The organism is Tildeniella sp., from assembly GCF_059505325.1.
Genome location: NZ_JCACKI010000031.1, coordinates 21533 through 33389, shown reverse-complemented (window position 1 = coordinate 33389; position 11857 = coordinate 21533). Strand labels below are relative to the sequence as shown.

13 protein-coding genes are annotated in these 11857 nt (G+C 49.6%); 5 read left to right on the top strand and 8 right to left on the bottom strand.

What is annotated here, in order from left to right; translation table 11 throughout:
* Positions 1 to 51: 51 nt before the first annotated feature.
* Positions 52 to 207 (top strand): hypothetical protein, encoded by a 156-nt coding sequence (locus AC5JO6_RS12580; protein ID WP_496081409.1) that lies wholly within the window; start codon positions 52 to 54, stop codon positions 205 to 207.
* Positions 208 to 837: 630 nt separating this feature from the next.
* On the top strand, positions 838 to 1305 hold the full coding sequence (locus AC5JO6_RS12575; RefSeq protein WP_496081408.1) for a CAAD domain-containing protein: 468 nt from the start codon (positions 838 to 840) through the stop codon (positions 1303 to 1305).
* A 296-nt stretch (positions 1306 to 1601) separates the two neighbouring features.
* On the opposite strand, the gene AC5JO6_RS12570 is transcribed toward AC5JO6_RS12575, so the two are convergent.
* Positions 1602 to 2162 carry a (2Fe-2S) ferredoxin domain-containing protein gene (locus tag AC5JO6_RS12570; RefSeq protein WP_496081407.1) on the bottom strand — a complete coding sequence of 187 codons (561 nt, stop codon included), beginning with the start codon at positions 2160 to 2162 and terminating at the stop codon, positions 1602 to 1604.
* A 189-nt stretch (positions 2163 to 2351) separates the two neighbouring features.
* On the opposite strand from AC5JO6_RS12570, the gene AC5JO6_RS12565 reads away from it, so the two are divergent.
* Both AC5JO6_RS12565 and AC5JO6_RS12560 read left to right on the top strand, forming a co-directional pair.
* Positions 2352 to 2768, top strand: coding sequence for a DUF1824 family protein (locus tag AC5JO6_RS12565; protein ID WP_496081406.1), 417 nt, complete (start codon positions 2352 to 2354; stop codon positions 2766 to 2768).
* Between the two features lie 114 nt (positions 2769 to 2882).
* On the top strand, positions 2883 to 3191 hold the full coding sequence (locus AC5JO6_RS12560) for a hypothetical protein (protein WP_496081405.1): 309 nt from the start codon (positions 2883 to 2885) through the stop codon (positions 3189 to 3191).
* Positions 3192 to 3209: 18 nt separating this feature from the next.
* Here AC5JO6_RS12560 and AC5JO6_RS12555 read toward each other — a convergent pair whose 3' ends face one another.
* Both AC5JO6_RS12555 and psaK read right to left on the bottom strand, forming a co-directional pair.
* The gene (locus AC5JO6_RS12555) at positions 3210 to 6287 is read right to left on the bottom strand and encodes a hypothetical protein (protein WP_496081404.1); all 3078 of its coding nucleotides are present in this window, start codon (positions 6285 to 6287) and stop codon (positions 3210 to 3212) included.
* 169 nt (positions 6288 to 6456) lie between these two features.
* A complete protein-coding gene (psaK, locus tag AC5JO6_RS12550) occupies positions 6457 to 6717 on the bottom strand; it encodes a photosystem I reaction center subunit PsaK (protein ID WP_496081403.1) in 261 nt (86 codons plus the stop codon).
* Positions 6718 to 6852: 135 nt separating this feature from the next.
* Here psaK and AC5JO6_RS12545 point away from each other — a divergent pair, with 135 nt between their 5' ends.
* Positions 6853 to 7545 (top strand): phosphoribosylanthranilate isomerase, encoded by a 693-nt coding sequence (locus AC5JO6_RS12545; protein WP_496081429.1) that lies wholly within the window; start codon positions 6853 to 6855, stop codon positions 7543 to 7545.
* A gap of 192 nt (positions 7546 to 7737) precedes the next feature.
* Here the strand turns inward: AC5JO6_RS12545 and AC5JO6_RS12540 are convergent, their stop codons facing one another.
* From AC5JO6_RS12540 to AC5JO6_RS12520, 5 genes are all read right to left on the bottom strand, one after another.
* A complete protein-coding gene (locus AC5JO6_RS12540; protein ID WP_496081402.1) occupies positions 7738 to 8805 on the bottom strand; it encodes a glycosyltransferase family 4 protein in 1068 nt (355 codons plus the stop codon).
* Positions 8806 to 8822: 17 nt separating this feature from the next.
* On the bottom strand, positions 8823 to 9437 hold the full coding sequence (locus tag AC5JO6_RS12535) for a hypothetical protein (protein ID WP_496081401.1): 615 nt from the start codon (positions 9435 to 9437) through the stop codon (positions 8823 to 8825).
* A gap of 51 nt (positions 9438 to 9488) precedes the next feature.
* Positions 9489 to 10439, bottom strand: a complete 951-nt coding sequence (locus tag AC5JO6_RS12530) for a glycosyltransferase family 2 protein (protein WP_496081400.1) — start codon at positions 10437 to 10439, stop codon at positions 9489 to 9491.
* Between the two features lie 4 nt (positions 10440 to 10443).
* Entirely contained in the window at positions 10444 to 11385 is a 942-nt protein-coding gene (locus tag AC5JO6_RS12525) for a glycosyltransferase family 2 protein (protein ID WP_496081399.1), read from the bottom strand.
* Between the two features lie 152 nt (positions 11386 to 11537).
* Positions 11538 to 11816 (bottom strand): DUF2442 domain-containing protein, encoded by a 279-nt coding sequence (locus AC5JO6_RS12520; protein WP_496081398.1) that lies wholly within the window; start codon positions 11814 to 11816, stop codon positions 11538 to 11540.
* Positions 11817 to 11857 lie beyond the last annotated feature (41 nt).

Sequence of the window (11857 nt, the reverse complement as noted above, 5' to 3'; positions counted from 1 at the left end):
TGCTCTTCGTGGACAGGCACGGTTGGGAGATCGTGGATGTTGGCTTAGATTGTGCCTCTGGCGAAACAATACTGCTGTAGAACGTTCAAACAGCAACAGGCGATCGCTGGACAAACAAAGAGCCATCGATCGAAGCAAGCCATTGGTGGCAGAACTTACGGCAATCGCTCAGCCGATAAGCGTATACAGCGGTTTGCAGCTAGATGAAGTACACCATCTCAGCCTGAAAGCCAGATGCGAGGCTCTGTTCACTGCTGACTTCTGGCTTCTGACTCCTGGGCGTTGCTGAAAAGCAGTATGAATCGAAACGAAGTTTCGAGCATACAGCACTTATTTCATACCCAAGATCAGCACCGCCGACTCCTGAATTCTGCTGTAAGTTCTTCATGAAATGGCACCGCGATGTTGAGCACGAGCTATAGCAATGCCAAACCTGAACCTTAGCGTTCCCGCATTGAAAAGTAAATTAACTTGCGGCTGACACATTGACGTGGGTTCTCTAACGTGAGTAGCGCCAAAGAAAACGGTCAGTTCTGAACTTTAGCGATATAAATGACAGATATATGCCAGCGTTTCTAGCAAGCTCCCATATCTGAGAGCAGTCATTGCAGATAAATTGCGATCGCTTGCGGCTAAAATCAGCAGCAGTTGGCTGGCTATACCGTTGGCTAACTTGCTGGAGTTAAAGACACTCTTGCTTAATCTGTCTTACTAATGATAAAACCTGACTTTAAGGTTGTTAGTGTAGAAAAGCTGTCAGACTAGATCTGTGATTTTGTTGCTGGGCTGCTCTGTTGACCCAGCATTGCCCAGGTAGTTAATTCCAGGTTGTTGAGTATGAGCCCCGACGTTAGAGAATCCGAGTTTCCCGATACAAGCGCTTCAGGCTTTGTGCCTGAGACCGATTTGCCAATCACAGATTTGCCCCCAGAGGATCCGCTCTTACTGCCGCCCGCCTCTGAATCAGAAACGAGCCAGCAATTGAAGCAAGTCGGCGATCGCATTTATGCCTTTTTGGCTGGTTTGCCCGACTACTTATCAGACTTTTTTGGCGAGTATAAGCGCCCTATTGTGACGCTTGGTCTCATTTTTGGGTCGATCGTGTCTGTGAAGCTGACGCTTGCGCTGTTGGATGCTATTAATGACATCCCGCTGCTTGCACCAACCTTTGAACTCATTGGCTTTTCCTACACTGCTTGGTTTATCTACCGCTATTTGTGGAGAGCCTCTAATCGAGAAGAGTTGTCTGGAAGCTTTAATGCTCTGAAAGATCAGGTTTTAGGCAGAGGCACACCCAAAGTCTAGGGGCTGTCATCAATGATAACTACACATGACTCGCAGCAAGGGTGCCAGCCCCCAGCCTGGTGTGTTGGGGCGGGCGCGATCAGGCTGATACCGCAAGGTTTTGGAGCTAATTGACGACGCGCCCTAGCGATCGCTTCAAGCAAGCGTTGAACGATTTGCCCTCACTCCGCCTGCACTTTTTACGCGGCTATGCAGGCTGATGGCATGAGGGTAAGGGCGTATTGTGTTGCTTTAAGTGAAGACGGATAAGTCGACGAGACTGGCACTTTGCGTAATGGCAAGTCGCCTCGGTTGCTTCAATCTTGTGTCCCCTGTGGAAACTGTTCGTCAACGAGTACGGCAACATCACGGGCAGACACACGCCTGTAGTGAGCTTTTTCAGGCATAAAAACAATGTTAGGTCCTGCTTTGCACTGCTTCATGCAGCCTGTGCCGCGAATGGTCACTTGATCGGTGAGGTCGCGATCGCTCAAAGCCGCTTCTAACGCCTGACAAACGGCTTTGCCGCCCCGCTTCATGCAGTCCGACTTTTGACAGACCAAAATGGTGGCACTCGCTGGACGCTTCGTTGCTGGCAGCATCTCTGTTTGTCCAGGTGGCGCGGTGCTGATCCTATACGCTTTCAATTTTGCTGCGTCGGCTTTATGGCTCATTTTCTTTTCGCCCCAAAGCTGAACCCAGGTGCCAGGAAGTAGGTTGGCATCAACTGAAGTGCGCAATTCTTTCGCCAGCTTGACATGGTACTCGCCATCAGCTGTCATTAGCCTCACGCGCTTAAGCTTGCCTTCTTCCAAGACAAAGCCTAAAAAACGCCCTTCAAGATGCCACGCTGATGCTTGTTGTGCTGTTTTACTCATGATGTCTTCGTCATAAATGCCACGACAGACTCTATTGATAAAAATATTCAATAAGTCTTGACTTCTAGACTACAACAAAAAGCCGCCCTTGCCAGCCGTTCCAGTAAGCTTTTCAAGCCAAAGTTTCTACTCAACCCGATCGCGCGAACCATGAATGCTAGGCTGATGGAGTGAACGCTGCTTTAACTTATGCCATCGCTCGACTCTGAAAATCTCACCCTGGACTCAGCGCAAGCTGTTCTAAAGCAGTTCATTTGTGTTGAGCGATCGACGGCGGCAGTACCCGAAGCGGCGTTAGTGCGTCAGGCGCTTCTGCTCGTCGCCGCTCATTCTGATTACCAAATCTTGGGTATCTGCGCTGATACGATCGCCGAAGCAACCGCTGCTCTCACTGCCTATTTGTTAGCGCTGGGCTACGAAGCAAAGCCGGATGTGCCAACGTTGGAGGGTTCTGTCTACGTTAAGTTCAATCCCAAGAGCGATCGCTGTCACGTTGCTCCCTACAATGGCACCCATCGCGGCGTTCTCGTTTCTTGCCAATCTGCCTATGATAGCGACGTGAACGAAACGTTTGGGCATTTGCCGCTAGAGTTATTTAGTTCTTAGTGTTCATTATTGGCGTTGCTGGGTACAACCACTTATACAGCGCATGGAAGCTGCCGTAGATGTTTGAGAGCAGAAGACGCTGGGCACATTAGGCTAACTTCACTGAAGGTTTCTATGCGCCCTCAATTTTTACAAGGACAGCTTCGTCCCCAGATCAGCACAATGCCTCGCAAAAACACTGAGGCAGCCGCTTATCTAGAAATTTACAAGCTGGTGAATGAGCGTACGCGCTTGCAAAAGGAATTGGATTCACTTGATGAGCGGCGCGATCGGCTTGAAAAGCGCCTGGAAGTAATCAATGGCGATGTGGCAAAGCTGGAAGTATCTGCTCATCAGCTACGCGTTGTTCCGTTGGACAAAGCGATCGCTCAGCCACAAGCCGCAAAAGCAAATGACTTCAATACCTTTCAGTTTGAGTACTAAAGCAATAGACTGACAGCGCTATACCACCAAAGAGACGAACCATTGCTCAAACCACTGGATGCCTCCAACCGCTAGAGTCCCTGCGATCGCAGAGGTTAGCGCTGAAGAAAAGGCAGTGATAAACAGCCACCAGGCAGCGATCGCTACTGCTTTGCGCGTGTCTTCGGCTTGCTGTTGGGTTTGTTGTTTCAGGTCTTCAAACCGACGCTGTGCCCCCTGCTGGAGAGTGTCGATTTGGGCAAGTGCTGCCAGACGTACTGTGTCGATGCGATCGGTGACTTGCTCGGTAAAAACGGTAGAAAGATCATCACGGGTATTGATGAGTGCAGCAAGCGAATCACGGTTTAACGTACTCAACTGATCACGCAGTGTGTCTCCCAGCGAAGTGCTAAGACTTTCTAGCCCGGCACGAGGATCGACGAACACCTGCTGAAGATCATCTTTAAGGCGATCGTAGTCCAGTTCCGGTAGCGGCAGCGATGTCACCACATGACGCAGTTTGTCCAAGGTGGTAGTCAGTGTCTCCTGCACTTGCTGTTGCAGCACTTGGGCTTGCGCGATCGCCTGTTGTAGAGCCGTTTCCACCTGTTCCACAATCTGGTCGATATCGGCTGTAGTCATGTCGCCCCGCTCAGAAAGTAGCGCCACCAAACTGTCTCGGCTCAGCGTTGGCATGTGCTGCAACGTCTCCAACCATTGAGCGCCTGACATTGTTTGAGCGTTGGTCAAAAGGTGTTGAACCGACTGTAGAAGCCGATCAGGGCTGAGATCGTCTCGGTCAGCATGGCGCAGATAGTCGCTCAACCGATCTTGCCATTTCTGCACCTGCCGTTTGCTGCGGAGTGCTAGACGACGTGGAAACTTGCCCAACGTGTAGAGCGATCGCTGCACGTGCTGCTGTAGCTGCTGCTGTTGCTCTGCGGTCAAATCCTGGCGTTGCTTTACCTGCTCCATAATGGGTCTCCAGTCAGTTTGAGTCAGTTCACCCAACAGATCTATACCTACATTCTGCTGCTGGAGGCGGTGGAGTAAAGCCTGCGGTAGGTCAGCCACATTAAAGGTTGCAGGATCAAGGTGCTGCACGTAGTCCGTGAGCAACGTTAAAACCTGGTTGCTGCCTGATTTGTCGGCAGTTTGCGAGTCCTTACAAAGGCTATTCCAGGCTTTTTCTAGCTGAGAGAGGATGCGCTGCCGTTGCTTCTCGGTCAAATCTTGATGTGCGCTTAACCACTGCTCAGCCGTCGCACGATCGAACGACGGTAAGTACTTGCACAAGCTATTAAGGTCAGTTTTGGCAGCTTTGGTGAGAGTTTTGAGCTGCCGTTGCATAGTACGCGCAGTCAACTTTTGGTCACGATCGCCCACATACTTACCGAACGACTGCCAGAGCGATATCGCCTCCGCTTTAGCGTCTTCTTGGCGCTGTTGCACGTCTGTCAGCAGGCGATCGCGCGCCGTTTCAAGTTGGGTCGTCACCGTTTCTACTTCTTTGTGACTCAGATCGTGTCGATCGCTCAGCATCGCTGCAAGTCTGGTGTGGTTGAGATAGTGCAAGCGATCGCTCCACTGCTCAACGCTTACGTCTTTGAGGTGAGTTTGCCACTGTTGCTGGAAGTTTTGTCGCTGCAACTCTGCTTTTGGGGCTGCTTGTAACGCAGCGGCAACCTTCTGGCTAAAGGCGTGTGAAGGTGCATCAGCAATGAGTGTATCCAACGTTTGCAGTACGTCTTGTCGCACACTTTCCAGGCGATCGGCGATTTTGTCCACTTTATCGGGTGACAGATCGCCCCGTTGCTCAAGGAGTGTGACAAATGTGTCTCGATCGAGGGGCAAAAGCTGGTTTTTTACAGCGACTGGGTTTGCATCTGGGTCATAAATCACATCGTTGAATTCTGCCTGCACCGTTTTGCGCGTCAGATTCCAGGAATAGGCGTTCAGCAAATAGGCTTCGACATCGGCTTTGATGGTGGCGTTGAGTGGATCAATGCGATCGTCCTCCGATGAATCAGATGAGGACATCAACGCCTGAAGTTGCTGCAAAATACTGCCAACATCCAGATCAGAGAGGTCTACGCGATCGCGCACTGTTTGCATCAGTTGCTTGAGCAATTGCTTTGGTTCTAGCGGTGAAACGCTTGCCTGGGTGCTTTCCTCACTCGCTGGTTGGGATCGGGCAGTCGCAAGAAGTTGCTGAAGGCGATCGTTCGCTGTGGTCGATGTGAGCGTCTCCGGGCTGGCGGTCTGGAAGAAGGTGGTGGCATCGACGATCGGGTCTGGTGTCTGTACAACCTCCTGCCATGCGCTTTCAAGCTGATCCACAATTTCAGCAACATCATGTTTGGAAAAATCTGTGCGGTGGCTGACCAGATCGACAAATGCCTGACGATCAATGTGACTCAATCTCGCCTTCGCCACGGCTGGCACTGCACTAGCCAGCACAGCCGACACTTCCTGCCGTATGCCTTGAAGATCGGGTTTTGGCGGTTGCAGTGTCTGCACGTATTCTCGGAGAGTGGCTTCAATGTTTCGATGATTCGCGTCTAGCTGCTCTTGCAGGTTAACTTCCGTCGTTGCCATACGTTTTTGTAGCGCTTCTGGCAACGCCGCATCTGTAGTGCTCTCTGATCCTTTATTGCGCCCTAATGCTGCCGTTACGGTAGTCATCAATCCCCGTGCACCAGCGTTGAAGGCACCGAGCAGCACCCCAAGCACCGATCCTGCTGCCTTCGAGCTGAGCCACGTAAGCACCAGAAAATAGCCTGACCAGATGACGATTCCTAGCACCGCGCCTAGAGTCACACTGCTGACGACGCTAAGTTTCACAGCGAGAAAGCAAGCGGTGAACAACACTGCGTTCACAGTTAGAAGTGTGCCAGCCCCGATCGCAAAGCCGATTTTGCCTGCCGTACCAGAGCTTGTGGCAGCGGATGATTCTTCTGCTGCTTGAGCACCGGGCAAATAGCCGAGAGCCGTAATGCCAGCAGCGACACCAAATGTCGTCATTAAAAGCTGCACCGCAAAAGCAATTAGCAGTCCAGTAAACAGCGTCACAAGAACAGGAGGGCTAACCACTGCGGGAAGAAGTTCAGATGGCATCGTCATTGTGGCTGCACAGCGCTAAAGCACGACAGCCTGGACAGCACTCGATCGCATACCTGGCGATCGCGAACAATTCAGGCTGTCGTAGATGCTCTCAAATTAGCAACTGCGTGCCGCTCAGCGCGCCTTTCTAAGGTGGGACATTACCCAGGCGCAGCGATAACCGCTAGAGGATGCCTGCGTTGCTCAAACCCAGGATGATACCAGCGCCGATAATGTGCCCAAAGCTGGTGGTTGCCAGCAGTTCAGGAACGCCGAACCCTTCAAACAGCCCAGGCACCTGTACGGGAAGCGCAGGACCCACTCCGCGCCGTTGAATGGCGTAGCGACCGATCGCGATCGCGACCAGGTTTGCGGCGATCATGATGATAGCAATATTGGGCGACCACTCATTGGTTCGTGCAACCGCTAGAGATGTGTAAAGCATTTTTCCGCCTCCTAAACATTGGTAAACTTATAAACAAGAAGGATTATAAAAATACATCGGGAGCGAACCTGTAAAAAGGCTGAATTTGTTTTAAGAGTTAACGAAAATCGTCATCTTTCGATACATGCAATGGAACTGCGAGTCAAAATTTGTGGGATTACAAAACCTGAGCAGGGACGCTCGATCGTCCAACTAGGCGCAACTGCACTAGGGTTTATTTGCGCTCCAGCCTCACCGCGCTATGTCTCTCCAGAACAAATTGCGACGATCGTGTCCGCTTTACCGCTTGCAGTCACCGGGGAACCAATAAGCGATCGTATCGGTGTCTTTGTCAACGCCAATTTGGAAGATATTTGCCAAACGGTCGCGATCGGTCAACTCAATGGAGTGCAACTCCACGGAGAAGAATCAACTGAATTTTGCGCTCGGTTGCGTCAAAGGCTGCCTGCGATCGAAATTATCAAAGCGCTGCGAATCCGTTCCGAATCCGATCTCAGTCAGGTTGATGCCTATACAGAATGGGTTGATGCACTGCTGTTGGATGCTTACGATCCTAAATTGGCTGGCGGAACCGGAAAGACGCTCGATTGGCGATCGCTCCAGAAGTTTCAGCCAGGTTGCCCCTGGTTTCTGGCAGGCGGACTCACGCCCGCTAATGTTCTAACCGCATTGCGTCAAACCAAGCCCCACGGTATCGACCTTTCCAGCGGAGTAGAACACGCACCTGGAGATAAGGATTTGCAGCAGGTGGCGCAACTGTTTAAGCAACTTCAAACGCGTCACATAGACAGCGGCGGTCAGCGGTCAACGGTCGGCAGTCAGCCATGAAGAAGGCTTAAACGATCGCGCGATCGCATCGCCCTCTTAACCTTCATCGATGCTACTCTCCAACACATTCTGCACCGTCTCCGGTATGGCTGATAAAAGTCACAGCCTGTCAGTGTTCGATCGCCTTCAATAGAAACGCACTCCGTGTAGCTATTGAAGGTTCATACAACGTGCGATCAGCCGCTTCAGATCCTAGCTAAAGCGCTGCAACACCTCAGCCGTCGCTTGCCCAGTCTTTGCCCAACTAAACTGGCTTGCTCTAGCAAGGCTGGCAATGCGGAGTTGAGCGCGCAAACCCGCATCTGTTGCCAGGTTGTGCATGGCATGGGCGATCGCACCCACGTCATACGGGTCAACTAACAGCGCCGCATCATCCGTTACTTCTGGCAAGGATGACAGGTTAGAAGTGATGACAGGCGTTCCACACGCCATTGCTTCCAGCGCGGGCAAGCCAAAGCCTTCCCACAAGCTAGGAAAAATTAGCCCGATCGCCTGATTGATCAGCCTTGGCAATTCATCATAACCAACGTAGTTCAAAAACTTGACCTGTTTAGTTAATTGTAAGTCTTCAATTTGCGCTTTTAAAAGTGGCAGTTGACGCGGATCGGGTGGTCCCGCCAGCCAAAATTCATAGTTTGAATGATTTGGTAAAGTAGCAAACGCAGCGATCGCACGTTGGACATTTTTATATGGTGCAAAACGACCGAGATAGAGAAAATAGTTTTGCATTGGTAAATCTAAAAACCGAAAATTTTTAGCATCATAGGCAAGGGGAATCGGCGTAATTTGACTGGCTGAAACGCCACAAAACTGCACAATATCCTGAGCCGTTGCGTTGGAGTTACAGATAATATGATTCGCCTGTTTCAATACTTGAGGAATGTAATGTTGATTGTAGAGAGTTGCTGGAGAAAAGCGCTTGGGAAAGTGGAGTGGAATGAGATCATGCACCATCACAATGAAGCGACAAGTTGACACCAATGGCGCTTCTGTCAACACTGAAAAGAGCAGCGTTGAGCCTAATTTCTGATAAAGCTTAGGAAGCTCAAACTGTGTCCAGATTAATCGCTTTAAGTGACCTTTCAAACCATGTGCAGCCGTCAAATTAGTGGGCGATCGATGCCATGTATAGCCCTCAATTTCAAACGAACTGACAACTTTGGGCTTGAGCGATCGCAACTCCTGAATAATGTTGAGACTATAAGTAGAAATGCCTGTTGGCTGAGACAAAACAGGAGATAAATTCACTAAAATTGTCATAACGGATGAACCATGCGTCACTTTACCGCTGTGTTGAGTGGTGCCGTCATCATCATCAATATACCTAACAGGCGCTCTACAGGCACGATATCGTATTCGGTCACGTCAATGGTCAGTTGCTGCGCTTGGAGTTTGACAAATTTCCACTTGCTCCCATCCGTGACACTGCCATAAACCAGTGGAATTTCAAGCTTGTGCTTTTGGTTAAACTGTTGAGCAGCAACCATACCTGCAACACACTGCCCCAAGCCATTTTCCAGGATGCCCCGTTTGGCTTCCGCCACGATCGCTACAGGTGCCTGTATGACTGACTGCACTGGACTAAGGCTCACCAGAAAGTCACAGTAACCATTCAGTTTTTGTACTGGGTTAACGTTAAATTCTTTCCCAGCAAACACACTAATTTGCTGCTGTCTCAGGGCACGAACTTCTAAGAGCACCTGGGCAATGATGCCGCTATACCGAGCAATTTCAGAACCCACAGCGATCGCCCACGGCAGTTCTCGCTCCAGGATCTGCACCAAAAGTGCGCTGGGAGTGACAGGTTGGCTCTCAATAATGGGTTGCTGTTCCTGCACGTCTAACTCAAACTGTTCAATTACTTGCTCGATTGTAAAGTCACTGTAAGCCATAGTTTTATTTCTACTGTAATGCTTAGGTTTGGTGTTGTGATATCTGATCAATTACATTAAAGAATTTTCACCCGTAGCAACGCTGGGATGTGCCCGATTCAATGTAAGGGGATAATGGTAAAGGTTTAGAAGTAAGTGGAGTATTTTAAGATTGGTTGAGTTAAACGACTTTAAAGTGGCGATCGTAAACTTAGTCAGTAGATAGAATCGGAGAATAACTTGTTCCCAAAACGGACGATGCTTTTGATAATAGTAAAGCTGACTTCGACGATACTCTAATTGCATCCGATCCGAAACTTTGTCAACGGAATAACCGCCCAGGTGAATGATTTCCACTTCTGGTGTGTAAAGGATTCGCCAACCTCGATCGCGCGATCGTTGACACAGATCAGATTCTTCAAAGTACATAAAAAAGGTTTCATCGAACCCACCTAATGTTTCAAAGAGCGATCGACGCATAAAAAAAGCAGCACCAATAACGATAGCAACTGTTTGAACCTGTGTAAATTTTTGTTCAATGGCTGCTCGCTGATTAGAAGCGGTATATCGCTTCAATTGTTTGAGCGTTTGATACTCTCCAGCGATGCTAATTTCTGCCGCGATCGAAAGCTGAAGAGTACCATCAGCATTTAATAGTTTTGTACCAATAATACCGACTTCAGGGTGAGTTTCCATCAACATCACCAAATGAGATAACACATTACTAACGAGTAATGTGTCTGTATTCAAGAAAAAAAGAAATTCTCCCTTTGCTTGTTTTGCACCAACATTATTACCAGCACCAAAGCCATAATTTTGATCTTGCTGAAGCAACTGTACGGTTGGAAACGTTTCGGCAATGAAAGCAGCGCTACCATCTGTAGAGGCATTATCAACAACGATAATTTCGTAGGGAATCGAGTGGAGAAATTGAAAGAGCGATCGCAAACAATCCAGCACAACCTCTGCACCGTTGTAGTTGACTAGAATGATTGAAACTAAAAGAGCGCGATCGTCGTTCATTTTCCTACCAGGTTTTGCCCAGTTTGCCTAAAAAGCCATGATAGGTGCCGACGACACACGCGATCGCTTTCTGAGGCTTTGAGCCATTATCAAACGCTAAAATTTTGAGTACGGTCAACAGCAAGAATTTCATGCGTCTCAAGCAACAGGTGAACCGATACCATCCTTCTGAGTGGCGTAATTCAAGGTAGGTATGATTGCGACAAATATAGTAATAGCGCAATGGCGAATAAAGCTGAAACACTTTTTTTCGACCCAAAACCTCAGCCTGAAACGGGACTCCGAAACGATGATACATGGCTGCACCAGGAACCACCAAATTGTGAAAGCCTGCCTGCCGCAACCGTAGCCCATAGTCCAAATCAATGCCATCAATGAACAGTCCCACGTCTGGAGGCTCTACGCGATCGACCGTCTTCAGCCACACCAATGCACCGGACGTAATGGGCGCATCACATTCGTAAGGTGTGATGACATTGGCTGGCTCAAAGCCACGAAACCGATCGCCCAAAAACAGACTCGGCTTCACGGTTTGCCCTGTTCGAGCATCGATCGCCGTTGGAGCCATCATGCCGATCGCATAAGTGTCCGTAGCACACTTTGTATAAGCTGCTAATAACGTCTCCAGGCAATGAGAAGCCGGAGCGCTGTCCTGATCAAACGTCCACAAAAAATCATACTCGTGCTGCACAGCCCACTGAATCGCCAGCGCTAGACCTCCGGCAATACCCATGTTTTCGGGATGATGCCAGGTGATGATGCGTTCGTCAGCACGATGCTCTTCTGTAAGGTGAAGCGATCGCGGCGAGTTGTCAACAATAAGAATTTGTTCGATGGGGTAGGACTGCGATCGTAGTGCTGTAACGCACTCATTGAGAGCGATCGCGTCTTCATAGGCAGTAATATAGGCAGCGATTTTGTAAGTCGTTTGGCGATCGCAACCCATATCGTTAGTCTCCGCTGATTTCTACTGCTCTCCCCTCTTACCCAATCGTCCCCTATTTATCCTTCATCCTTCATCCTTTCTCCCCACTCCCGTAACACCAATCGCGTCACCGAATCATCCGAGCGTTCATCCGTGCGCTGCGCTTACCGCTCTTACTGTATGACGATTCTAGAATACGTTGGGATAGGAGTTCCAGAAACAACGGCGTACAGTACATCGGGGTCAAGGTCAGTGCTATTTTGCCAAATCAGCGTGCCTATCTCTGGGTGAATCTGGACTTGGGCAAAGGCTGCCTTATTTTGCAGGGGCGCAAAGATGTCGGAAAACTCAATCAACTGGCTGATGTCAACAATCTCCTCGATGCCATCTTCAAAGGTTAACCAGAGTTGATAGTCTGTTAAGGGCTTGACTGCCACGATGTCTTTGAGCATGACGTTACTCTAGGGGTTGAACGGATGCGAGTGGCTCCTGC